The 24,772-nt window shown below is 67.4% G+C and carries 21 protein-coding genes; 13 read left to right on the top strand and 8 right to left on the bottom strand.

Annotated elements, in window-relative coordinates:
• The first annotated feature begins 3 nt into the window (after window positions 1-3).
• From B1964_RS07380 to B1964_RS07350, 7 genes are all read left to right on the top strand, one after another.
• Complete coding sequence (locus tag B1964_RS07380; RefSeq protein WP_079929370.1) at window positions 4-2,172, top strand: ATP-dependent DNA helicase; 2,169 nt, start codon at window positions 4-6, stop codon at window positions 2,170-2,172.
• A 121-nt stretch (window positions 2,173-2,293) separates the two neighbouring features.
• On the top strand, window positions 2,294-4,294 hold the full coding sequence (locus tag B1964_RS07375) for a maltotransferase domain-containing protein (protein ID WP_079929369.1): 2,001 nt from the start codon (window positions 2,294-2,296) through the stop codon (window positions 4,292-4,294).
• Window positions 4,295-4,316: 22 nt separating this feature from the next.
• A complete protein-coding gene (gene glgB, locus B1964_RS07370) occupies window positions 4,317-6,611 on the top strand; it encodes a 1,4-alpha-glucan branching protein GlgB (protein WP_079929368.1) in 2,295 nt (764 codons plus the stop codon).
• A gap of 168 nt (window positions 6,612-6,779) precedes the next feature.
• Complete coding sequence (locus B1964_RS07365; RefSeq protein WP_079929367.1) at window positions 6,780-7,115, top strand: PadR family transcriptional regulator; 336 nt, start codon at window positions 6,780-6,782, stop codon at window positions 7,113-7,115.
• Window positions 7,112-7,492, top strand: coding sequence for a DUF1048 domain-containing protein (locus B1964_RS07360; RefSeq protein ID WP_079929366.1), 381 nt, complete (start codon window positions 7,112-7,114; stop codon window positions 7,490-7,492). Before B1964_RS07365 ends, B1964_RS07360 begins: the two co-directional genes overlap by 4 nt.
• A complete protein-coding gene (locus B1964_RS07355; protein WP_079929365.1) occupies window positions 7,489-8,268 on the top strand; it encodes an ATP-binding cassette domain-containing protein in 780 nt (259 codons plus the stop codon). Before B1964_RS07360 ends, B1964_RS07355 begins: the two co-directional genes overlap by 4 nt.
• Window positions 8,268-9,029, top strand: a complete 762-nt coding sequence (locus tag B1964_RS07350; protein WP_079929364.1) for an ABC transporter permease — start codon at window positions 8,268-8,270, stop codon at window positions 9,027-9,029. Before B1964_RS07355 ends, B1964_RS07350 begins: the two co-directional genes overlap by 1 nt.
• A gap of 64 nt (window positions 9,030-9,093) precedes the next feature.
• On the opposite strand, the gene B1964_RS07345 is transcribed toward B1964_RS07350, so the two are convergent.
• The 5 genes from B1964_RS07345 to B1964_RS07325 form a co-directional block, all read right to left on the bottom strand.
• Window positions 9,094-10,011, bottom strand: a complete 918-nt coding sequence (locus B1964_RS07345; protein WP_020171635.1) for a tetratricopeptide repeat protein — start codon at window positions 10,009-10,011, stop codon at window positions 9,094-9,096.
• A gap of 94 nt (window positions 10,012-10,105) precedes the next feature.
• Entirely contained in the window at window positions 10,106-11,392 is a 1,287-nt protein-coding gene (locus tag B1964_RS07340; RefSeq protein WP_079929363.1) for an MFS transporter, read from the bottom strand.
• Window positions 11,389-11,697 carry a thiamine-binding protein gene (locus tag B1964_RS07335; RefSeq protein ID WP_006371586.1) on the bottom strand — a complete coding sequence of 103 codons (309 nt, stop codon included), beginning with the start codon at window positions 11,695-11,697 and terminating at the stop codon, window positions 11,389-11,391. The genes B1964_RS07340 and B1964_RS07335 overlap by 4 nt, the downstream gene beginning before the upstream one ends.
• Window positions 11,698-11,740: 43 nt before the next feature.
• Window positions 11,741-12,106 (bottom strand): DUF3817 domain-containing protein, encoded by a 366-nt coding sequence (locus B1964_RS07330; protein WP_014359651.1) that lies wholly within the window; start codon window positions 12,104-12,106, stop codon window positions 11,741-11,743.
• Window positions 12,107-12,290: 184 nt separating this feature from the next.
• Window positions 12,291-13,520 carry an acetyl-CoA C-acetyltransferase gene (locus tag B1964_RS07325; protein ID WP_079929362.1) on the bottom strand — a complete coding sequence of 410 codons (1,230 nt, stop codon included), beginning with the start codon at window positions 13,518-13,520 and terminating at the stop codon, window positions 12,291-12,293.
• 80 nt (window positions 13,521-13,600) lie between these two features.
• Here B1964_RS07325 and mce point away from each other — a divergent pair, with 80 nt between their 5' ends.
• Together mce and B1964_RS07315 are read left to right on the top strand one after the other, a co-directional pair.
• Complete coding sequence (gene mce, locus B1964_RS07320; RefSeq protein ID WP_020171638.1) at window positions 13,601-14,086, top strand: methylmalonyl-CoA epimerase; 486 nt, start codon at window positions 13,601-13,603, stop codon at window positions 14,084-14,086.
• A gap of 81 nt (window positions 14,087-14,167) precedes the next feature.
• Window positions 14,168-15,247 (top strand): hypothetical protein, encoded by a 1,080-nt coding sequence (locus B1964_RS07315; RefSeq protein ID WP_079929361.1) that lies wholly within the window; start codon window positions 14,168-14,170, stop codon window positions 15,245-15,247.
• Window positions 15,248-15,265: 18 nt separating this feature from the next.
• On the opposite strand, the gene nucS is transcribed toward B1964_RS07315, so the two are convergent.
• From nucS to B1964_RS07300, 3 genes are all read right to left on the bottom strand, one after another.
• A complete protein-coding gene (nucS, locus tag B1964_RS07310) occupies window positions 15,266-15,964 on the bottom strand; it encodes an endonuclease NucS (RefSeq protein ID WP_014359649.1) in 699 nt (232 codons plus the stop codon).
• 100 nt (window positions 15,965-16,064) lie between these two features.
• On the bottom strand, window positions 16,065-17,501 hold the full coding sequence (glsA, locus tag B1964_RS07305) for a glutaminase A (RefSeq protein ID WP_006371592.1): 1,437 nt from the start codon (window positions 17,499-17,501) through the stop codon (window positions 16,065-16,067).
• Window positions 17,502-17,586: 85 nt separating this feature from the next.
• Window positions 17,587-18,816: a GAF domain-containing protein gene (locus B1964_RS07300; RefSeq protein ID WP_035728495.1), complete on the bottom strand. Its 1,230-nt coding sequence runs from the start codon at window positions 18,814-18,816 to the stop codon at window positions 17,587-17,589.
• A gap of 184 nt (window positions 18,817-19,000) precedes the next feature.
• Here B1964_RS07300 and B1964_RS07295 point away from each other — a divergent pair, with 184 nt between their 5' ends.
• From B1964_RS07295 to B1964_RS07280, 4 genes are all read left to right on the top strand, one after another.
• Window positions 19,001-20,851: an NAD(P)/FAD-dependent oxidoreductase gene (locus B1964_RS07295; RefSeq protein ID WP_079929360.1), complete on the top strand. Its 1,851-nt coding sequence runs from the start codon at window positions 19,001-19,003 to the stop codon at window positions 20,849-20,851.
• A 165-nt stretch (window positions 20,852-21,016) separates the two neighbouring features.
• On the top strand, window positions 21,017-21,913 hold the full coding sequence (locus B1964_RS07290) for a universal stress protein (protein WP_079929359.1): 897 nt from the start codon (window positions 21,017-21,019) through the stop codon (window positions 21,911-21,913).
• A gap of 163 nt (window positions 21,914-22,076) precedes the next feature.
• Window positions 22,077-22,964, top strand: a complete 888-nt coding sequence (locus B1964_RS07285; protein ID WP_035728497.1) for a universal stress protein — start codon at window positions 22,077-22,079, stop codon at window positions 22,962-22,964.
• Window positions 22,964-24,529, top strand: coding sequence for an APC family permease (locus B1964_RS07280; protein WP_079929358.1), 1,566 nt, complete (start codon window positions 22,964-22,966; stop codon window positions 24,527-24,529). Before B1964_RS07285 ends, B1964_RS07280 begins: the two co-directional genes overlap by 1 nt.
• Window positions 24,530-24,772: the final 243 nt, after the last annotated feature.

The raw sequence follows: 24,772 nt of genomic DNA, 5'->3' as shown, positions 1-24,772 counted from the left end.
TCCATGACCGATCTTCCCTCGGTGACCGAGTTGCTCGACGCGGCGGTCACCGCATTGTCCGGCCGTCGTCGCGACGGCCAGCTGCGCATGGCCAACGCCGTCGATCACGCCATCGACGTCGGCGAGCATCTCGCCGTCCAGGCGGGCACCGGCACCGGTAAGTCACTGGCCTACCTGGTGCCCGCGATCCGGCATGCCGTGGCCTCCGGCGACACGGTGGTGGTGTCGACGGCGACGATCGCCCTGCAGCGCCAACTCGTCGAGCGGGATCTGCCACGGCTCGCCGATGCCCTGGCCGGCCCGCTCGGGCGCAAGCCGACCTTCGCGATCCTCAAGGGCCGCTCGAATTACCTGTGCCTGCACAAGATCCACGCGGGCGCCGTCGAGGAACCCGATACCGAGCTCTTCGATGCCTTCGAGCTGTCCCGGACCGGCCGCGAGGTCACCCGGCTGCGGGAGTGGACCTCCGACACCGAGACCGGTGACCGCGATGACCTGTCCCCCGGAGTCGCCGACCGCTCCTGGCGACAGGTCAGCGTGTCGGCGCGGGAGTGTCTGGGAGCGACCAACTGCTCCTACTCCGAGGACTGTTTCGCCGAACGCGCACGCCGAGCCAGCGCCCAGGTCGACGTCGTCGTCACCAATCACGCGATGCTGGCCATCGACGCGCTCAGCCCTGCCAACGTCCTGCCCGATCACGACGTGGTGATCATCGACGAGGCGCACGAACTCGTCGACCGCATCACCTCGGTCAGCACCGCGGAGGTCTCGGCGGCAGCGGTGGCCAACCTGTCCAAGCGGGTCGGCAAACTCGTCGACGAAGAAACCGTCGATGCGCTCATCGGTGCCGGTGAGCACCTCGGTGAGCTCCTCGAGGAATGTCCGCCCGGCGAGTGGACGGCCATGCCGCCTGCGGCCGGCGCCACGCTGACGGTGCTGCGCGACCGCCTGTGGGCCACGCGTGGTGCCATCGGGCCGGTCCGCGGCCTCGGGGCGAGCGGCGACGAGGGTGCCGCCGCGGCCCGCTCGGCCGCGCTCACCGGACTCGAGGATCTCCACGACACGATCGTGCGGCTGCTCGGGGCGTTCTCCGAGCCGGAGGTGGCCAAGCGTCGTGACGTGGTCTGGGTGGGCCACGAGCGGGTGGGCCGCGGGCCATCGGCGAGCACCCGCCCGGTGCTACACATCGCACCGCTGTCGGTCGGCGGGTTGCTGCGCAGCACCCTGTTCTCCACCTCCACGGTGATCCTGACCTCGGCGACGCTGACCATCGGCGGTTCGTTCGACGCGCTGGCCGCCACCTGGGGGTTGCCGGCTTCGGGGCGCGGTGCAGACACCCCGGCCGCCGACGAGGTCGATGACCCGGGACCGGACGGGTCAGCACGGGACGGGTCAGCACGGGACGGGTCTGGGCGAGACAGGTCTGGGCGATCCGCGGTGGCCGCGCGGACGGCGACCGCGACGGGCAAGGCCGCCCCGTCGGACGAGGGTACGGTCCGCTGGACCGGTCTCGACGCCGGCTCACCGTTCGACTATCCGCGCTCGGCGATCCTTTATGTCGCCCGCCACCTCCCACGGCCCGGGCGCGACGGACTGGCCCCGGCGACCCTCGACGAGATCGAGTCGCTGATCGGTGCCGCCAACGGACGCACCCTCGGTTTGTTCTCGTCGATGCGGGCGGCGCGCGCGGCCGCCGATGCATTGGCCGACCGCGTGTCGGTGCCGATCCTGTGCCAGGGTGACGACACCACCTCGACGTTGGTCAAGCAATTCGCCGAGGACCCGGAGACCTGCCTGTTCGGCACGTTGTCGCTGTGGCAGGGCGTCGATGTGCCCGGGCCGTCGTTGAGTCTGGTGCTCATCGACAGGATTCCGTTCCCCCGGCCGGACGATCCGCTGCTCACCGCCCGTCAGCGCGCCGTCGACGCCCGCGGCGGCAACGGTTTTCTGTCGGTCGCCGCCAACCATGCCGCGCTGCTGCTCGCGCAGGGCGCCGGTCGGCTGCTGCGTTCGGTCGACGACCGTGGTGTGGTCGCGGTGCTCGATTCGCGTCTGGCGACCGCCGGATACGGCGGCTACCTCGCGGCGTCGCTACCACCCTTCTGGCGGACCACCGACCCCACCGTGGTCCGGTCGGCACTGAGCAGGCTGACAGGGGTGCCCGTACGCTGATCCTGGCGCGCGGAGCGCTCCGAGCGACAAGAATGGGTACCACGCCCCGGCGCAGAGGCCGCGGTGAGCAACGACGCATCCTCGCACCGACACGCGGTCGGGGTGAGAAGGGAGACCGTCTGTGATCGGCCGGATGGGCATCGACGACATCCAACCCTTGGTTTCGGCGGGCCAGTATCCAGCCAAAGCCGTTGTCGGAGAAACGATCCCGATCAGTGCGACCGCGTGGCGCGAGGGCCACGACGCACTCGGGGTCACTGTGCGGATCGAGGCCCCGCGCCGACGCGTCTACGAGATCACCATGACGCCGTCGATCGAGCCCGACCAGTTCAACGCCGTCTTCGTCCCCGACACCGAGGGCTACTGGACGTTCCGCGTCGAGGCCTGGAGCGACCCGTACACGACCTGGCGGTCGGCGATCGTCAAGAAGATCGAGGCCGGTCAGTCCGCTGCGGACCTGGCCAACGACCTCGAGATCGGCGCGCGCGTGCTCTCCCGGGCCCGCGACCAGATCGCCCCCACCGAACGCGGGGTCCTCTCCGACGCGATCCGCCTGCTGCGCGCCGAGGACATGTCCCTGTCGACGCGGGTCGCCCCCGCCATCGCCGACGCCGTCACCTCACTGCTGCACCAACACCCGGTCCGCGAGATGGTCACCAAGAGCCGCAACCACCGCGTCTGGGTGGATCGCCGACGCGCGCTGTTCGGCTCGTGGTACGAGATGTTTCCGCGCTCGACCGGCGGATGGGACAACGAGGGGCGCCCGGTGCACGGCACCTTCCTCACCGCGGCGCAGGATCTGCCCCGCATCGCCGACATGGGATTCGACGTCGTCTACCTGCCGCCGATCCATCCGATCGGCGAGGTCAACCGCAAGGGCCCCAACAACACCCTGATCGCCGGAGCCGAGGACGTCGGCTCGCCCTGGGCGATCGGGTCCCGCGACGGTGGCCACGACGCCATCCACCCGCGCCTGGGCAGCGAGGAGGATTTCACCTACTTCGTCGGACGGGCGCGCGAACTCGGCATGGAGATCGCACTCGACCTCGCATTGCAATGCGCCCCGGACCACCCGTGGGCCACCGAGCATCCCGACTGGTTCACGATCCTGCCGGACGGCACCATCGCCTACGCGGAGAACCCACCCAAGAAGTACCAGGACATCTATCCGCTCAATTTCGACAACGACCGCGCCGGCATCTATGCAGGTGTGCTACGCGTGGTGCTGCACTGGATCAATTTGGGCGTCAACATCTTTCGCGTCGACAATCCGCACACCAAGCCGCCGAACTTCTGGGAATGGCTGATCACCGAGATCAAGAAACGCCATCCCGACGTGTTGTTCCTGGCCGAGGCATTCACCCGCCCCGCACGACTCTACGGACTGGCGCGCCTCGGGTTCACGCAGTCCTACACGTATTTCACGTGGAAGACCGCGCGCTGGGAGCTCGAGGAGTTCGGCAACGAACTCGCCGCACACGCCGACGAGGCCCGGCCGAATCTCTTCGTCAACACCCCGGACATCCTCCACGAGAGCCTGCAGCATGGTGGCCCGGGCATGTTCGCATTGCGGGCGGCGCTGGCGGCGACCCTCTCCCCGACCTGGGGTGTGTATTCGGGATACGAACTCTACGAACACCTGCCGGCCCGGGAGGGCAGCGAGGAGTACCTCGATTCGGAGAAGTACCAACTGCGCCCACGCGATTACAAGGCGGCCGCGTCCCGAGGGGAATCCCTGGAACCGTGGATCACCTCGCTCAACGCGATCCGGCGTCGTCATCCGGCTCTGCAGCAGTTGCGCAACATCACCTTTCACCACATCGAGAACCCGGCGCTGATCGCCTACTCCAAGATCGACCCCGCCTCCGGGGACCGGGTACTGGTCGTCATCAACCTCAATCCATTCGGCACCGAGACCGCGACCCTGTGGCTCGACATGCCCGCCCTCGGTTTCGACTGGCAGGACCACTTCGGGGTCCGCGACGAGGTCACCGGAGAGGAGTACACCTGGGGTCAGGCGAACTACATCCAACTCGAACCGTGGCGCGCGGTGGCCCATATCCTGGCCCTGCCGCCCCTCGATCCGGCGCTCGCGCAACAGCTTTCCTACCGCATCCGGTGAGGAACGAGGAGAGGACGACGACGTGACCAATCCCCCGCAATTCCCCACCCCCGACGATCCCCGGCCCACGGCCTCGCCGGCGTGCGGCGAGCCCGACCCGAACGCCTCCGGCCACGATCTGCGACGGATCGATGCCCTGACCCATCCCGACCCGCATGCCTTCCTCGGCGCGCACGACACCGGGACCGGTTTCACCGTGCTGCGGACGCTGCGTCCCACCGCGACGTCGGTCACCGCGGTCATCGGCGGCGTCGACTATCCGATGACCGCCCAGACCGACGATCTGTTCGTCGTCGCGGTCCCGATCGAGGGTCTCATCGACTACCGCTACCGCGTGGAGTATCCCGACGGCGCGGGCGGCCACGAGTCCTACGTCGTCGCCGACGGTTATCGCTTCCTGCCGAGCGTCGGCGAGACCGACCGCTACCTGTTCGGCGAGGGCCGCCACGAGCGATTGTGGGAAATCCTCGGGGCGCGGCCGGTCAGCTACACCACTCCCGACGGCGAGGTGTCGGGGACCGCGTTCTCGGTGTGGGCTCCGAACGCCCACGGCGTGGCGGTGATCGGCGATTTCGACTGGACCGGGCGCACCGCGCCGATGAGATCGCTGGCCTCCAGCGGCATCTGGGAGGTCTTCCTGCCCGACATCGGCGCGGGCACCCAGTACAAGTTCAAGGTGCACGGCGCCGACGGGGTGATCCGGGAGAAGGCCGACCCGATGGCGTTGGGCACCAACGTGCCCCCGGCGACCGCGTCGGTGGTGACCACCTCGGCGCACGAGTGGTCCGACGACGCGTGGATCGCCACCCGCGCCGCCTCCGCACCGGCCACCGAACCGATGAGCATCTATGAGGTGCACCTCGGGTCGTGGCGAATGGGGTTGTCCTACCGGGAGATCGCCGAGCAACTCGGCGACTACCTCGTCGAAAAGGGCTTCACCCACGTCGAATTCCTGCCGGTCGCCGAGCACCCCTTCGGCGGCTCGTGGGGATATCAGGTCACCAGCTATTACGCGCCCTCGGCCCGGTTCGGCCACCCCGACGACTTCCGGTATCTCGTCGACCACCTGCATTCGCTCGGGATCGGCGTACTCGTCGACTGGGTGCCCGCCCACTTCCCCAAGGACGAATGGGCATTGGCGCGTTTCGACGGCACCGCCCTGTACGAACACGCCGACCCGATGCGCGGCGAGCAACTCGACTGGGGCACATACGTCTTCGACTTCGGCCGCCACGAGGTACGCAACTTCCTGGTCGCGAACGCGCTGTTCTGGTTCGACGAATTCCACATCGATGGCCTGCGCGTCGACGCGGTCGCCTCGATGCTCTACCTCGACTACTCGCGCCCGGCCGGCGGCTGGCGTCCCAACATCTACGGTGGGCGCGAGAACCTCGAGGCGGTGCAGTTCCTACAGGAGACCAATGCCACTGTGCACAAGCATTTCCCGGGCGTGGTCACGATCGCCGAGGAATCGACGGCATGGCCGGGCGTGACCCGCATGACCGATCTGGGCGGGCTGGGCTTCAGCTTCAAGTGGAACATGGGCTGGATGCACGACACGCTCGGCTACCTCGGGCGTGATCAGGTTCACCGCAGCTTCCACCACCACGAGATCACCTTCTCGATGATGTACGCGTGGAGCGAGAACTTCGTCCTGCCGCTCTCCCACGACGAGGTCGTCCACGGCAAGGGCACACTGTGGACCCGGATGCCCGGCGACTCGTTCACCAAGGCCGCCGGGGTCCGCGTGTTCCTGGCATATCAGTGGGCGCATCCGGGCAAGCAATTGCTGTTCATGGGACAGGAATTCGGTCAGACCGGCGAGTGGGCCGAGGACCGCAGCCTGGATTGGTCACAGATGTCGGGCTGGGAAGGCGAATTGCATTCGGGCATCTCGGCTCTCGTGACCGATCTCAACCGGGTCTACCGACAGACCCCGGCCTTGTTCAGCGCGGACACCGACCCGGCGGGTTACGAGTGGATCGACGCCAACGACACCGCCAACAACGTCATCAGCTTCCTTCGATACGGAGCGGACGGTTCGGTTCTCGCATGTCTGTTCAACTTCTCCGGCTCCGATCGCAGCAACTACCGCGTCGGGCTTCCGGTGGCGGGCACCTGGGCCGAGGTCCTCAACACCGATTCGTCGGCGTATTCGGGTTCCGGTCAGGGAAATCTCGGCAGCGTCGTCACCGACGACCAACCGTGGCATGCCCGTCCGGTCTCGGCGACGGTGATGCTCCCGGCGAACTCGGCGATCTGGCTGGCCCCGGTGCCGGTCGATTCCCCGACCCATTCCGCTCCAACGCCCCCGTGATCGCCCACGTCGGTTGAAACCCCCGACGGCGCCGGGTCGAGATCCTCGACCCGGCGCCGTCGTCTGTGTGGCCTGCTGGACGCCTTGCGCTTTCACTATTCAGCGTTACTATGTACTAGTAGTCAGCAACACTGAGTAGTACTTCACACCCGAGTATCGGAGGACGCGTTGGGCAAACAAATGACCGAGATGCTCAAGGGCACGCTGGAGGGCATCGTCCTGGCGATCCTGAGTCTGCGCGCGGCCTACGGGTACGAGATCACCGCGGCACTGCGGGAACAGGGTTTCACCGACATCGCCGAGGGAACCGTCTACGCGTTGCTGTTGCGCATCGAGAAGCGCGGACTGGTCGACGTGGAGAAGGTGCCGTCGGAGAAGGGTCCGCCCCGAAAGGTGTACTCCCTCAACGTGTCCGGTCACGAGTACCTCGACGAGTTCTGGCGCACCTGGGATTTCCTCACCGACCGGCTCGACACACTTCACCACCGAAAGGAACAATCGTGATGCTCACCAAGATCATCGGCGACAAGAAACGTTGGCGCGGATACAAAGCGCGGAGGGACGCATTACCGGACCATCTGCGCACCGTCCTCGAGGCCGTCGAGCACTACATCTACTACTTCGCCTCCTCGGAGACCGATGCCCTGATGTCGTTGCTCACCGACCTCGCCGACCTCTTCGAGCAGGCCGCCGCCGACCGGACCCCGGTCGCCGACCTCGTCGGCGACGACCCGATCGAGTTCGCCGAGGGATTCCTGCGCAATTACCCGGAGGCGTCGTGGATCAGCGAGGAACGCAAGCGATTGACCACGGCGCTCGATCAGGCGATCGCCGCCGAGGCGAGCAACCCCGACACAGACACCCCGGAGCGTGAGAAATGACCGCCGAGCCCGCCATCTCCGTTGCCGGACTGCGTAAGTCGTTCAAGGAACTCGAGGTCCTGCGCGGGGTCGACTTCGAGGTGGCGCCCGGCAGCATCTTTGCCCTGCTCGGCTCCAACGGGTCGGGCAAGACCACCACGGTCAAGATCCTCACCACGCTTGCCCGGCCCGACGCCGGCACCATCCGGGTCCTGGGTCACGATGTCACCCGGCAGCCACAACTGGTACGCGAATCCATCAGCCTGACCGGACAATTCGCGGCGGTCGACGACATCCTCACCGCCCGCGAGAACCTCGTCCTCGTCGCCCGGTTGCGCCATCTACCCGACGCCGACGCCGTGGCCGAGCACCTGCTGGACCGGTTCTCGTTGATCGACGCCGCCGACCGTCGGGTCGCCACGTTCTCCGGCGGGATGCGACGACGACTCGACATCGCCATGAGCCTGATCGGCGAACCACCGGTCATCTTTCTCGACGAACCCACCACCGGACTGGATCCGCAAGCGCGCCTGGAGGTCTGGGAGTCGATCACCGACCTCGCCCGACGCGGTACCACGGTGCTGCTGACCACCCAGTACCTCGAGGAGGCCGAACACCTCGCCGACCGAATCGCGATCCTCCATCAGGGGCGCATCATCCAGAACGGCACCCTCGCCCAGCTCACCGCGCTCCTCCCGCCCGCCGAGGTCGAGTACGTCGTCAAGCAGCCCTCGCTCGAAGACGTCTTCCTCGCGATGATCGGCGAGGACACCACCCGTACGACCAAGGAGCCGTGATGGCCACACATTTCGCCACCGACACCACTGCCCTACTCGGCCGCACCCTGCGGCATGTGACGCGCAGCCCGGACACGATCATCACCACCGCGGTCATGCCGATCGCCTTCCTGCTGCTGTTCGTCTACGTCCTCGGCGGTGCGATCCAGACCGGTTCGGGCCCCTACATCGACTACCTGTTGCCGGGCATCCTGCTGATCACGGTGGTGTCGGGGATCTCCTACACCGCGTTTCGGCTGTACTCGGACATGGCCGGTGGGATGGTCGAGCGCTTCCAATCCATGCCGATTGCACGCTCGGCGACCCTGTGGGCGCATGTGCTGACCTCGTTGCTGGCCAACATGGTGGCCGTGGCCATCGTGGTGCTGGTCGCGGTGGCAATGGGGTTCCGGTCGAGTGCCGGCGTCCTCGGGTGGCTCGCGGTGGCCGGCATCCTCGTCGTCGTCACCCTCGCGCTGACCTGGGTCGCGGTCATCCCCGGGCTCACCGCGAAGAGCGTCGACGGCGCGAGTGCATTCTCCTACCCGCTGATCTTCCTGCCGTTCATAAGCTCCGCGTTCGTGCCGACCGAGTCGATGCCCGGACCGGTGCGGGCCTTCGCCGAGCATCAGCCGGTGACCTCGATCGTGAACAGCATTCGCGCACTGTTCGCCGGGCAGCCGGTCGGCGGCGACCTCTGGATCGCCCTGGGATGGTGCGTTGGCATCCTGGTGATCGCCTACGCCGCCGCGATGGTCGTCTACCGACGCAAGGTGTCGTGAACTCCATGACCCGCGCTCCGGCACGGCTCTGGTCGAACCGCTATCGGTTCAGCGCGGGTCGGACTCAGAACAGGGCACTCGCGAGCTTGCGCCGGGCGGCGACGACGAACGGCTCGGCCGGATCGAACAACTCGAAGAGCTCGAGCAGCCGGGTGCGGGCGCGGGTGCGGTCGTCACCGGCGGTCGCGCGCACCACCTCGATGATCCGATCGAATGCCGCCTCGGGCTGCTGGGCGAGCAGAAGCACGTCGGCCGCCGCCAGTTGCGCGTCGACATCTGCGGCCGCGGCGGTCTCCACGATGGCCGGATCGTGGGCCTGGGCCCGTAGCACGAACTCGAGGTTGCGTGCCGCCGAGGCGGCCTCGACGTTGTCGGGCTCGGCCTCCACGATGGCCCGGTACGCGCCGAGTGCGCCGTCGAAGTCCCCGGAGTCGAGCAACTCCTCGGCGGCGTCCATCCGTGGATCTGAGGCCTCGGGCTCCGGCTCGTCGGCGTCGGGCACCCCGGTGAGGTGACCGCCGACCTGGGAGAGGATCTCATCGATCCACGCGGTGATCTCCTGCTCGCTGCGTACCCCGTTGAACGCGGCGACCGGTTGGCCCGCGGCGATCGCCACGACCATCGGGATCGACTGCACGCGGAAGGCCTGGGCGATACGGGGATTGGCGTCGACGTCGACCTTGGCGAGCACCCACTGCCCGCCGGCCGAGGCCGCCATCCGCTCGAGCACCGGCGAGAGCTGCTTGCAGGGCTCACACCAGGTGGCCCACAGGTCGACGACGACGAGTTGCCGTGTCGACCGGGCGAGCACGTCGGTCTCGAAGGTCTCCTCGGTCACGTCCACCACCGATCCCGGCGAGGCGGAACCCGGCGAGCTCGGGCCGGATGCCGGCGGTCCGCCGGGAGCTGCGGAACGCTGTGGTTGCGCGCGTTGGGCTTCCGCGCGTTCCTTCAGTGCGGACAGGTCGACTGCACCGGACATCGCGACAGCTGCGGCCGCCTGCTGGGCTGCGGCTGCCTGTGCCCTGTTGGAAGGTCTGCTCACCCCTACAGTGTGTCATGACCGCGCGTCGCGCTCACACGCGTGAGGTGCGCTCACCTCTGTCGGGCGCGGCGACCACCCCGGCGGCCACGACCGCGAAAGCGAGGGCGACCAACACCGGTGTGAGGCCGAGACGCAGACTCGAGTGGCCGCTGATCACGCCGACGATCGCCGGCCCGGCGAGCATGCCGAGATAGCCACAGCCCACCACCATCGAGATCGCCCGCCCGCTCGAGTGCTCGGTGAGATTGCCCGCGGCGGTGAAGATCTGCGGGATGAGCCCGGCCAACCCGATGCCGAAGATCGTCCATCCGATGATCGCGACGATCGCCGAGGAGGTGGTCGGCGTCGACGGGACGAGCACGATGACCATCCCGACGGCTCCGATGACCGCACCCCCACGCACCACCGACACCGGTCCCACACGTGCCGCGATGGGATCGACGACGAACCGGGCGACCATCATCGCCGCGCTGAAACTCGCGAATGCGATGGCGCCGACCGCCTCCCGGGTGCCGAAGGTCTCGACGACGTGCAACGCACTCCAGTCGTACGACGTGCCCTCGGCGAGCATCAGCACGAACGCCAATGCCGCCATCACCGACAGGCGTCGCAGGTCCACCTCGCGCCACCAGCGAACACGTGGGGCATCCGGCGAGGCCGGGACACCTGGTTGGGGCGACTCCGTGTCGGCGTCACCGCCGGGGGCGCCCTGCGCCGAAACCGAGACCGGGGCACCACCCCGGGCGACGATTCCCCGTGCCGCGACGGCAACCACGACCAGCCCGATGCCGGCGAGCACCGCCACCGTCGCCACCACCGGCCATTGCATCCACAGCCCCAGGGCCACCGCACCGGAACCGAGAAGTCCACCGACGGAGAAGAAACCGTGAAACGCCGACATGATCGGGCGTCGATAGATCCGTTCGACGACGACGGCCTGCGCGTTCATCGACACGTCGAGAGAACCGTTGGCGAACCCGAAGAGGGCGAGCGCGCAGGCGAGGCCGACCGGGTCGGTGGCCAGGACCGGACCCAGCATGGCCGGGCACAGGACGACCGCTGCGGCGATCGTGGTAGTTCGCGAGCCGACGCGGTCGATCAGATGCCCGCACACCTGCATCCCGACGAAGGCCGCCGCGCCCACGAGCAACAGCAACCCGCCCAACAACTCGTGCGAGGTGCCGGTGCGTTCGGTGATGACCGGGATGTGGGCCACCCAGAGCGCGGCCAGAAAGCCGTTGAGGCAGAAGATCGCGGTCACACCGGCACGAGATCGACCCAGATGCTCGGGCGCCGTCGACCGCCCGGAATCGGTCAATTCTCCAGATGGGCGTCGACCCGGGCGACCTTGCCCGCCAGTTCGCCGGTGTGCCCCGGCCGGATGTCGGCCTTGAGCACGAGCCCGACGCGCGGGGCGAGCGCCGCGACAGCTTCGGTGGCCTGCTTGACCACGGCCATCACCTCGTCCCACTCACCCTCGATGTAGGTGAACATCGCGGTCGTCTGGTGCGGCAGTCCGGAGTGGCGAACCACGCGCACCGCCTGCGCCACCGCGGCGCTCATGCCGCCGTCGTCCTCGACCGCGTCGCCGCCCGACGGCGTGATGCTGAATGCGACGATCATCGTTGAGTCCCCATCAGCGGAGTATCTCAGGCAGCCGAGTATCTCAGGCAGCGGCCGCTGCGTTGCTCGTCGACTCCGACACCGACAGCTCGGCGAGGTGTCCGTTGCGCCGGGCCCACCACTCGAAGACCAGGGTCCCGAACGGCGGGATACTCGAGAACAGGGCCAGCCCGGTGACCTTCACGCTCCAGCGCAGGGAGAACGCGGTCAGCAGCGAGACCACGACGAACACCATGAACACGATCCCATGCGTCATGCCGGGGATCTGCACGGCCTCGTCGTGGCCGAGCACCCATTTGAAGAACATCGCCACGAGCAGCGCCGCCCACGTGATGGCTTCGAGCACGGCGACGAAGCGGAATCGTTTGGCGGGCGTGGACAGGTCGAAGAATTGCCTCATGCGCTCCATTGTGCCGGAGCCGCGGACAACCTACGACATCCCGTAGTAGCCGTACGCGATCCGACGTGACCCACATCACGGGCACCACGGGATGGTTGCGGTGTCGATCAGGCCCTGGAGGTCAGACCCGGGGAGATCAGACTCCGGCGCTCAGACCTCCGGCGATCAGGCTCTGGAGATCAGGCTCTGGAGATCAGGCCTTGGGAACCCGGACGATCAGCGCATCGCCCTGTCCACCGGCGCCACAGAGCGCCGCGGCGCCGACGCCGCCACCGCGCCGTTGCAGTTCCAGCGCCAGGTGCAGGGTGATGCGTGCTCCGGAGGTGCCGATCGGGTGGCCGACGGCGATCGCCCCGCCGTTGACGTTGACGATCGACTCATCGACGCCCAGGGACTTCGTCGAGGCCAGCCCGACGGCCGCGAACGCCTCGTTGATCTCGATGAGGTCGAGGTCGGTCGGCGCGATCCCGGCGCGGTCACAGGCCTTGCGGATGGCATTCGCGGGCTGCTGCTGCAGCGACGAATCCGGACCGGCGACGACGCCGTGCGGACCGATCTCGGCGAGCCAGTCGACGCCGAGTTCGGTGGCCTTGGCCTTGCTCATCACGACGACCGCGGCCGCCCCGTCGGAGATCTGCGAGGAGTTGCCCGCGGTGATGGTGCCGTCCTTGCGGAAGGCAGGTTGCAGGCCGGCCAGCGAATCGGCGGTGGTGTCGGCACGGATGCCCTCGTCCTCGGCGAACTCGATCGGATCGCCCTTGCGCTGCGGGATCGACACCGGAACCACCTCGTCGGCGAAGACACCGTTCTTCCAGGCCGTGGCGGCGAGCTGATGGCTGCGCGCAGCGAACTCGTCCTGCTCGGCGCGGGAGAACCCACGATATTCATTCCCCGTCGCTCCGCTCGCCCCGAGGTCGTTGCCCTGCTCGGTCAGCGCACCCATCGGCTGGTCGGTGAACGCGTCGAACAGGCCGTCGTAGGCCATGTGGTCGACGAGTTCGGTATTGCCGTACTTGAAGCCGCTACGGCTGCCCGGCAGTAGGTGCGGCGCCTGGGTCATCGATTCCTGACCGCCGGCGACCACCACGTCGAACTCCCCGGCGCGGATCAGCTGGTCGGCGAGTGCAATCGAGTCGATTCCCGACAGGCACATCTTGTTGATCGTCAGCGCGGGTACGTCCCACCCGATGCCGGCCTTGACCGAGGTCTGGCGTGCCGGCATCTGTCCGGCACCGGCGGTCAGGACCTGACCCATGATCACGTACTGAACCTCCGAGGCGGCCACCCCCGAGCGCTCGAGCGCACCCTTGATGGCGATGGCACCGAGGTCGACGGCACTGAAACCCTTGAGAGAGCCGAGCATCCGGCCGAACGGCGTGCGTGCGCCGGCGACGATCACCGACGTCGTCTGATCTGGGGACATGGGGACCTCCACGACTCTGACCGCGGCACCAACCGAGCGGTCGCTCTGTATTTTGTCGCCTCTAACGCTACCGTTAGGCCATGAGTACTTCCGCAGCTGACCCCGCCACCACCGCCCAATCCCCGGCCGCACTGATCTCCGATCTCGTCCTCGCGATCGATCACGTCGGCATCGCCGTGCCCGATCTCGACGCCGCCAAGCAGTGGTACGCCGACAATCTGGGATTCGTCGAGCTCCACGAGGAGACCAACGACGAGCAGGGCGTGCGTGAGGCGATGATCGGCCCGCAAGGAGGTGACGGTGCCGTCATCCAACTCCTCGCGCCGCTGACCCCGGAGTCGACCATCGCGAAATTCCTCGATCGCAACGGCCCCGGCCTGCAGCAGCTCGCGGTACGGGTCACCGACGTCGTGGCGGTGATGGACCGCTTGACCGCGAACGGCGTCCGCGTGCTGTACCCACAGCCGCGTCGCGGCACCGCCGGCTCCCGGATCAACTTCGTACACCCCAAGGACGCCGGCGGGGTGCTCCTCGAACTGGTCGAGCCCGCGGCGTCTGCCCACTGAGACCACCGGGTCGTCTGCGTGGCCGGGGAGGGACCTTCGTCCTCCTCGGCACGTCCGGGTGCTGCGATTAGACTGGCCCGCATGTCAGCCCCTGCACCCAAGCAGCAGTTACCGTTCGCGATCGTGATGCGCGGGTACGACCGAGAACAGGTCGCCGACCGCCTCCGGCGCATCGACGCCGACATGCGGGTGCTGGCCGCGGATCGCGACGCGGCCACCGCGCATGCCCGCGAACTCGCGGCGCACCTGGCCGATGCCCGCGACGAGATCGAGGAGTTGCGCCGCGAGGTCGACAAGCTGTCGGTGCCGCCGACGTCGGTCACCGGCATGAGTGAACGCCTCTCACGGATGTTGCAGCTGGCCTCCGACGAGGCCTCGGAGATGCGTGCCGAGGCGAGTGCCGAAGCGGCCGAGACGGTGTCCGTGGCTCGCCAGGAGGCCGAGGACACCCAGCGCAACGCCGCCGAGGAGGCCCAGCGGATCGTCGCCGACGCGCGCGCCCGGGCGAGCAAGATCGTCGGTGACGCCGACGAGTACTCGGCGAAGACGCGCAACGAGGCCGACGCCACCAAGGCCGAGGCCGCCGCGGACGCCGAACGCGCCGCCGCCGAACGCGCCGACCGCGCCGCCGCAATGGAGTCCGAACACGAGAAGACGATGGCCGCAGCCAAGGCCGAGGCGCAACGGATCCTCACCAAGGCGCGCACCGAGACCGAGGAACTCCGGCGCCGCACGGCACAGGAGTTGCAGGACGCGCGGACTCAACACGACGCGGAACTGTCCGCCCAGCGATCTGAGGCGAACGCCCTCGCCGCCGACATCGAGAGCACCGCGCGGGCCATCGCCACCGAACGGGTGGCGCGCTCGCGCGAACTCGGCGACCGCGTCACGAAGGCACGCGACGAGATCGTCTCCGAGTTCTCGCGGATCTCCGAGCGTCTCGCCGAACTCCCGGCGTTGTTGAACACCGAGGTCGATGCCGAGCTGACCACCGCGTCCGAACACAGCGACGCCGAACTGCTCAACACCCTGTTGTCACGCGACGCGCAAATCGACACCGAGCCGTTCCAGAAGGCCACCGGCCACAACGGCCGCCACGCAGGCAAGCGCGCCGATACCGCACCGATCCATACCGCCCCACTCGAGGTCGAGCAGAACTGATCGGCTGAGCACAACCGATCAGAACAGTCGGAACTCCGTGCTCTCGGCCCCGCGGAGTGCGTCGTAATCGAGTACGAGACAACGGATTCCGCGGTCCTGGGCCAGGGTGCGCGCCTGCGGCTTGATCTGCTGCGCGGCGAAGACCCCGCTCACCGGGGCGAGGAGCGGATCGCGGTTCAGCAATTCGAGATACCGCGTGAGCTGCTCGACACCATCGATCTCGCCGCGCCGCTTGATCTCCACTGCGACGGTCGCGCCGTCGGCGTCGCGCGCAAGGATGTCGACCGGGCCGATCGCCGTCATGTACTCCCGGCGGATGAGGGTGTGGCCGGGGCCCAGGGTCTCGACGTGTTCGGCGAGCAACTCCTGCAGATGGGCCTCGACGCCGTCCTTCACCAGCCCCGGATCGACGCCGAGTTCGTGGGTCGAATCGTGTTCGATCGAGGTGATGGTGATCCGCAACTCCTCACCGGCCTTGTTGGTCACCACCCAGTAGGCGACCACCTCGTCGTGCGCGCAGGCGACCTCTTCGGGCACCGGCTCCTCGGCCAGCCAGCAGGGCGGGCTCATCCAGTTCAGCGGCTTGTAGGCGCGGTCGTCGGCGTGCACGCTCACCGACCCGTCGGACTTGATGAGCAGCAACCGACGCGCCATCGGCAGATGGGCCGTGAGCCGTCCGACATAGTCCACTTGGCATTCCGCGATCACCAGACGCACAGTCGGCAGCTTAACTGCTCGCCCTACGTCTCGAAGAACCCCACTCCGAGTGCGGCGGCGGAAATCCCGTCCGGTGATCCGCGGCCGAAACACGCACACGTCACGGGCGCCGAAAGGACTCCAGCTGGAATTCCTCGGCGTCGCGGACCGCGGCCTCCATCGTCGAGTGCACGTGCGGCAGGGTGGGATCGAGACCCCGGAGTTGTTCGGGCGCATTCAGATTCGGCACCACGAAGTCGGAGCGATGACTGTCCACGCTCTCCCGTACCACGCCATCGGGATCGACGAGCATGGCGCGCTGCCCGCGCACATCGGTGGTGTGTTTGATACCGAGCAGCATCGTCCGGGCGACCGGATCGATCACCCCGACGCGCGAGATCTCGACGATTGCGACATCGAGGTCGTCGAGATCGGACTCGATGCGACGCAGGGCACGCTCGGCGCCGGCGAAGGTCAGATCCCCCTGCAGTTCATATACCCGTACCCGGTCGCGACAGGTTCGCAGGTAACTGCGCTGCAGTTCGTCCCAGTCCGCGCCGACCTCGAACTCACCGATCGAGTACACCGACCGGATGGACACCCGGCTCTCGCGCGTCACATTGAACATGTGCAGGCCCAGGTCGCGGGACAACCGGCGACAGGTATCGACACCGCGGACGCTGTTGCCGTGCTGATCGAGGCGCGGTGAGTACACACCGATCCCGAGTTGGCCGGGGAGCACCGCCAGGATGCCGCCACCGACCCCACTCTTGGCCGGCAGACCCACCGAGGTGACCCAGTCCCCTGCGCCGTCGTACATGCCGCACGTGGTCATCACACTCAACAGCCGCTGGGCCACCTCGTTGCTCAGCACCCGCCGACCGGTGCGCGGATTGACCCCGCCCGCGGCGATCGTCGCGGCGATCGCGGCGAGGTCGTCGCTGGTCACCCGCAGCGAACATTGACGGAAGTAGAGGTCGAGGGCCGCCTCGGGGTCGGTGTCGACCGCGCCGAAACTGTCGAGCATGTAGACGATGGCGCGATTACGGGAACCGGTGGCGGCCTCGGAGGCGTAGACCTGCTCATCGATCGTCAGATGTCGCCCGGCGCAACCGGAGTAGAACTCGACGAGTTCGTCGAACGCCTTGTCCACGGCACCGGCCGGCAGCGACCGGACCGGCGGCAACAGCATCGACGACGCCAGGATCGCGCCGGCATTGATCATCGGATTACGCGGACGGCGCCGCTCGTCCACGCTGATCTCGTTGAACGCCTCACCCGACGGCTCGACGCCGATCTTCGCATCCACCTCCGCCACATCGAGGCGGGTCAGCGCGAGCGCATAGGTGAGCGGCTTGGACACCGATTGGATGGTGAACTCGACGCCGACGTCACCGAGCGAATAGGTGTTGCCGTCGTGCATGCACATCGACAGGGCGTAGCCATCGGCGTCGACGGCGGCGAGTTCGGGGATGTAGTCGGCAACCGCTCCGGAACGATCGGGCGCGCATTCATCCATGATGTGGCGCAGGTATCCGTGGACATGGGAGATCGGCACGGCACCAATCTATCCGGTGCGGCAGTCATCCCGCGCCGATCCCGCGGCGAGGCGGACCGCTGACATCGACGGCGGGCGCCGCCCATCAGTTCGGGGCGAAACGCGTGTCACGCACCACCACACCGTCAGCGAAGCGGTACGGGTTGGCACACAGCAGACCGCCGAAATGCTTACGGAGACGGGAGATCTCGGCTCTCACGGTAATCGTGCGGTCGGCGACGCCGAAGAGGTTCTGCGACAGTTCGGCCGCGCGAAGCCCACCGGGTTGCGCGGCGGCGAGCATACCGAGAATCTGCGCATGCCGAGGCGAGAGGCGTTGGGTCCAGCTGCCGGCGAATCCCTCGACGCGCACCACCACGCCGGTGCCGTCGGCGCCGATCACCACCTCGGTGGGCCGACTCGGATCGGTGGCCTCAACCGTCCGGAGCAGCCATCCTCCCGGCAGTGGTTCGATCTCGCACAGGCCGAGGTCGGGTACGGCCGTGCGGCCGGGTGCGAGTCCCGTCGGGATGCTCAGTCGCGCCCGCGGTGCCACCGATCCCACTGCGGCCACCCAGCCGTCGCGGTCGACGGCCATGGCCGGACCCTCGGTCCGCGCGAGTATGGGCGCGGCGACCGCCCGGAGCTGGTCGAGAACGCGTCGATGGTGTTCGCGCAGCCGGGATTCGGCGAGCCGGGCAACGGTGTCGACCAGGGCCAGCGTGGTCGGGTGGATCGTGGCCGCCGGACCACTGACGTCGACCACCCCGAGCACGTCGCCGCTGCGTGGATTGCGGATGGGCGCACCCGCACAGGTCCATGTGTGATGGGTGCGCACGAAGTGCTCCGCGGAGAACACCTGAACCGCCCGCCCCGACTCGAGGGCGGTGCCGATTGCGTTGGTACCCACCGACGATTCCGCCCAGCACGCACCCTCGACGAAACCGAGCCGGTCGGCCCGATGCAGCACCTGGTTGGCACCGCTGCGCCAGAGCACATGCCCGGCCGCGTCGGCGACGACGAGAATGTTGTGGCCGTCGGAGATCACCGCATCGAGGCCGAAGGTCAGGTCGTCGAGGACCTCGTGCAGTCCCGACTCGTTTCGACGCACCTCGATCTCGGCCACGTCGAGAGTTGCCGCATCCGGACCGTGGTCGGGGTCGACCCCGGCGCCGAGGACACGTCCCCACGATTCGCTGATGACCTGCCGGGGACGGGCCGGCGGCTTGTCGCCGGCCATCGCTGCGTCGTACACCGCCGAGAGGACAGCCGCGAACTGGCGCGGATCGTCGCCGGCGGCGACGGCGGGCTCGAGTCCGGCTGGCAGTGTCGACACCTCACGATTGTGCGCTCGGTCACAGCCAATTCGCAAAGACACCACCGGGGTTGCATCGGGTTGCAGTCCCGTGCCCCGCACGTCGCAACCGCCCCGCACGTCGCAACGGGATGCAACCCTTGCCGTCACGCACTGCCGGCGCGTGTGCTGTGAGTCACATCAGAGATGACCGAAGGGAGCTGGCATGACCCAGACACTCGAACCCGATGTGGCGACCGCCGCAGACCAACCGCCCACACCACAACAGCGCGCCACCCGGTGGCTCGATCGATTCGAGACCGCACTCGCCGCACGCGACATCCCGGCAGTGACCTCGATGTTCGCCACGGACTCGTTCTGGCGCGACCTGGTGTCGTTCACCTGGAATCTGAAGACGGTCGAAGGCCGCGAGCAGATTGCCGACATGCTCGGCGAGCGCCTTTCCGACACCGCCCCGTCGGGCTTCGCCACCAGCGAACCGGCCACCGACGACGAGGGGGTGGTCTCGGCGTTCATCGAGTTCGAGACGGCGACCGGCCGGGGCGTCGGGCATCTGCGTCTACGACCCGACGCCGACTCCGGCGAGGACCAGGCGTGGACCCTGCTGACGACCCTGCAGGAACTCAAGGGCCACGAGGAACACAGCGGCCCGACCCGGGTCATGGGAGCGGTTCACGGATCCGACCCCGACACCCGATCCTGGGCGGAGCGCAAGGCCGACGAGGAGGCCGAGTTGGGGCGCACGCGTCAGCCGTATGTCCTCGTCGTCGGTGGCGGTCAGGGCGGCATCGCACTCGGCGCCCGACTACGCCAGCTCGGCGTTCCGTCGATCGTCATCGACCGTCATGATCGCCCCGGCGATCAGTGGCGCAACCGCTACAAGTCGCTGTGCCTGCACGATCCGGTCTGGTACGACCACCTGCCGTATCTCCCCTTCCCGGAGAACTGGCCGGTCTTCGCACCCAAGGACAAGATCGGCGACTGGCTCGAGTTCTACACGCGGGTCATGGAGGTGCCCTACTGGTCGAAGACGACGTGCGAATCGGCGACCTACGACGAGGACGAGGGCCGCTGGACCGTCGAGATCGATCGCGACGGCGAGCATCTGACCCTGCACCCCGATCAGCTGGTCCTGGCGACCGGTATGTCGGGCAAGGCCAACGTGCCCACCTTCCCCGGCCAGGACGTGTTCACCGGTGAGCAGCACCATTCCAGTCAACACCCCGGGCCCGACGGCTACGTCGGCAAGAAGGTGGTGGTGATCGGCTCCAACAACTCCGCGCACGACATCTGTAAAGCTTTGGTGGACAACGGCATCGATACGACCATGGTGCAGCGGTCCTCGACGCACATCGTGAAATCCGACTCGCTGATGGAGATCGGTCTCGGCGCCCTGTACAGCGAGCAGGCGGTGGCGGGCGGGATGACCACCAAGAAGGCCGACCTGACCTTCGCCTCGTTGCCCTACCGGATCATGCACGAGTTCCAGATCCCGCTGTACGACCAGATCCGCGAACGCGACAAGGATTTCTACGCTCGCCTCGAGGCGGCAGGCTTCGACCTGGACTTCGGTGACGACGACTCGGGCCTGTTCATGAAGTACCTGCGGCGCGGCTCGGGCTACTACATCGACGTCGGCGCCTGCGAACTCGTTGCCGACGGCACCATCAAACTCGAGCACGGCGACGTCGACCATCTCACCGAGAACAGTGTCGTTCTCGCCGACGGCACCGAGTTGCCGGCCGACGTCGTGGTCTACGCGACCGGCTACGGCTCGATGAACGGGTGGGCCGCGGACCTGATGGGCCAGGAGATCGCCGACAAGGTCGGCAAGGTGTGGGGACTGGGGTCCGAGACCACCAAGGATCCCGGGCCGTGGGAAGGCGAACAGCGCAACATGTGGAAGCCGACGCAGCAGCCCGGTCTGTGGTTCCACGGCGGCAATCTGCATCAGTCGCGGCACTATTCGCTGTATCTGGCGCTGCAGCTCAAGGCGCGGTATGAGGGAATTCCCACCCCGGTGTACGGCTTGCAAGAGGTCCATCATCTGAGCTGAGTTGCCGCCGACGCCGAGCCGGGTCGCTTCGGGAATCCCCGCGGCGGCCCGGCTCGCGTCGTGTCCGGATTCGGAACCCACACGCGTGTGCCAGACGCGTGTGCCGGGCGCGCGAGAGTGAGAGCATCGAAGCGCACACCCCGAACACCGCCGATCGGAGCCGCCATGCCCTCCCGCAAACTGCTCGCCGCCTATCTCCCGACGCCGGGCGGCGAGGACGCGCTGGCCCTCGGGATCGCTCTCGCCGGTCCGTTCCATGCAGCACTCGACGTCTGCATGGTCCTGCCCCCACCACCGCAGGGCGGCGACGGCGGCGCCGACCCGGTCCGGAAGACCACGGAGATGTTGGACGCCCAAGCCGCCGACTGGTTGTCGGAGGCGGTCGGCCGCATTCCCGACGAGGTGGTCGCCGAGGGGCACATCGCCTTTCACGAGAACGCCGCCGAGGGCCTGGTGGCCGAGGCCGAGTCGACCGGAAGCGCGGCCATCATCGTCGGCGGTTCGGGAGGGGGCATCCGAGGACGTCACGCACTCGGATCGGTGGTCAACGACCTGCTGCACATCTCGACGAAGCCGGTGGTGATCACGCCGCTCGGGGCACAGGAAACCGCCCGCCCGCCGCGTCGGATCACCTGTGCCATCGGCCGCCGGCCCGGGGCGACACCACTGCTGCGCGCCGCGGTCGACGCGTGTTCGCGGTCCGGTCTCCCTTTGCGTCTGGTCTCGTTGGTCACCAGCGACGATGCCACGGCCCATCGCGACGGTGACAAGACAGAAGATGACGAGAAACAAGCAGTGGCCCACGCCACCGAACAGCTCGCCGAGCATGTGGCGACCATCGGCGCACAACTGCCCGACGGTCAGGAGATCACCTCCGAGGTGATCACGGGCGACACCATCGAGGATGCCGTCGCATCGCTGGAGTGGACCGCCGAGGACATCATTTTCGTCGGCTCCAGCCGCCTCGCTCGCCCACAGCAACTGTTCTTCGGGGCGACGGCGTCGAAGATGCTGCGTGCGTTGGCCATTCCCATGGTCGTGGTACCCAAGGATCCCGACTGAGCGGACACCCTCCCGAGTGGCTTCACCATAATGTCCAGCGGCAGGGGCGTCGATTCGACACGGTGGCTGGTGCGTTCCGGACGTGATGCGGCGCACAGTGGGGTTCGTGATCCGAAACGGGCGGATCCGACGTAACGAACCCTGACCGATGGGAGCCCACATCATGACCACCGGCCGCACACTGCTGGTCGCCTACCTGTCCACGCCGGGCGGACAGGACGCACTGGCACTCGGCGTCGTCCTCGCACGATCCCTGCACGCCGACCTCGACGTCTGCATGGTCTTGCCGCCGCCGTCTGCGACGGCACAGATCGCAGCCACCGGCAACGCCGACTTCGCGGAGATCCTCGACGAACAGGCAACACGATGGCTCACTGAAGCCACCGACCGGGTTCCCGACGACGTCACCGCCACCACCCGGGTCGCCTTCCACGACAATGCCGCCGAAGGACTGGTGGCCGAAGCACAGGCGACCGACTGCGCGGCGATCGTGGTGGGCGGCTCCGGAGGCGGACTGGTCGGACGCCACTCACTCGGGTCGGTCGTCAACGACGTCTTGCACGCGTCGACGACACCGGTGGTGCTGACGCCACGCGGTAGCCGGGACATGGCGTGCGCACCGCGTCGGATCACCTGTGCCATCGGCCGACGGCCGGGTACCGCACCATTGGTGCGTGCCGCCGTCGACGCGTGCGCCCGTACCGGATTGCCGTTGCGGCTGGTCTCCCTGGTCACCGATGACGACCACGTGACCCCCTGGCGCCGCGACGCCGACGACGATGCCGCGCGCGCTGCCGCAGCTGCCCACCTCGCCGACGTCCTCGCCCAGGCACGCGCCGAGCTCGGTGACGACCATCCGATCACCTCGGCCGTCGTACCCGCCCGCACCACCGAGGACGCCATCACCTCGCTGCACTGGGAGGACGGCGACCTGATCTTCGTCGGTTCGAGCCGACTCGCCCAGCCCCGCCACCTGTTCCTCGGCTCGACTGCAGCAAAGATGTTGCGCGCGTTGTCGGTTCCGATGATCGTCGTTCCGAAGGACGCCTGATGAAACCCAACGATCCCGCCGTGTCTCGCCCCGCTGCCACCCCGACGATTCCCGACTCCCACCTCGCCAACGAGAAGGGACTCGCCACCGGCAAGGTGGGTGTGCTCTCCGGGGCGATCCTCGGGATCTCGACGGTGGCTCCCGGCTACACCCTCACCGCCAGCATCGGTTTGATCGTCGCAGCGGTCGGTCTGAAGATGCCGGCGATCTTCATCGCCGGGTTCATCCCGATGTTCCTGACCGCCTACGCCTACCGTGAGCTCAACTCCGACACCCCGGACTGTGGCGCCTCGTTCACCTGGTCGACCAAGGCCTTCGGGCCCTACGTCGGCTGGATGTGTGGATGGGGCATGGTGGTGGCGACTATCATCGTGCTCTCCAATCTGGCGGCGATCGGCGTGCAATTCTTCTACCTGATCATCGCCCAGATCGCCGACCGCCCCTCGATCGCCGATCTCGGAACGAACAAGCTCGTCAACATCCTCACCACGCTTGTTCTCCTGGCAATCGCCACCTGGGTGTCGATGCACGGGATCACCACCAGCGAACGTATCCAGTACGTGCTCGTGGGCTTTCAGATCATCGTGCTGTTCGCCTTCGCGATCATCGCTTTCGTCAAGGTCGGCGCCGGCGACGCCCCCGCCGGCTTGTCCTTCGACATCGATTGGTTCAACCCGTTCACCGGTTTGACGATCTCGGCATTCGCCGTCGGACTCACCGGCTCGATCTTTGCGTTCTGGGGGTGGGACACCTGTCTCACCCTCGGTGAGGAGTGCAAGGACCCGCAACGCACCCCGGGGCGCGCCGGAATCCTCTGTGTCCTGTCGATCCTGCTCACCTATCTGCTGGTCGCGGTCGCGGTGATGATGTACGCCGGCGTCGGCACCGACGGGGTCGGTCTGGGTTCGGAGGCCAACGCCGAGAACGTCTTCGGTGCCCTGGCCACACCGATCCTCGGTCGATGGGGCGGATTGTTGCTCTTCGCCGCGATCCTGGTGTCATCGATCGCGAGCTTGCAAACGACGTTTCTCCCCGTCGCCCGCACCATGCTCGCGATGGGCACGTACGGCGCATTCCCGAAGAAGGTCGCCGAGATCCATCCGCGATTCCTGTCGCCGGCATTCGCCGCACTGGTGGCCGGGATCGTGACGGCAGTGTTCTACACGGTGGTGACGGTGTTGTCCGAACGCACATTGATCGACACGATCGCCGCCCTGGGCATCATGATCTGCTGGTACTACAGCATCACCGCATTCGCCTGCGTGTGGTACTTCCGGCGCACGCTGCTCTCGTCCGCACGGAACTTCGTCTACCGCTTGCTATTCCCGTTTCTCGGTGGACTCGCACTCATCGTCGTGTTCGTCATCTCGGTCGGCGAGAGCATGAATCCCGACAATGGCAGTGGCGCGTCCATTTTCGGTATCGGCCTGGTCTTCTACATCGGATTCGGACTGCTCGCCGTCGGTGCTGTGGTGATGATCTATCTTCGCGCACGCCATCCTGCGTTCTTCCGCGGTGAGACACTGCCACACACGACGCCCGAGGAATCGGTACCAGCGCAGTAAGTCGGTGGGAGTTTGTGTGTCGACTTCGGCGTTGTGTGTCCTGCAGGGCACACAACGTCGGAGCCGGCACACATACACATGTGTGGTCGAGCTGTGTGCGACCGGGCGTCGAGTAATAAGGGTTGAATGGGGAATGCCCCGCAACACTAGGTGTTGCGGGGCATCCCGGAAATTAGTGTTCGGCGGTGTCCTACTCTCCCACACTGATTAGGGTGCAGTACCATTGGCGCTGGTGGGCTTAGC

It is taken from the genome of Gordonia sp. i37, from assembly GCF_002043085.1.
In the GTDB taxonomy this organism is placed as follows: Bacteria; Actinomycetota; Actinomycetes; order Mycobacteriales; family Mycobacteriaceae; genus Gordonia; species Gordonia polyisoprenivorans.
Note: the sequence above shows the minus strand (reverse complement) of the source record. Positions and strands in the feature narration are given on the sequence as shown.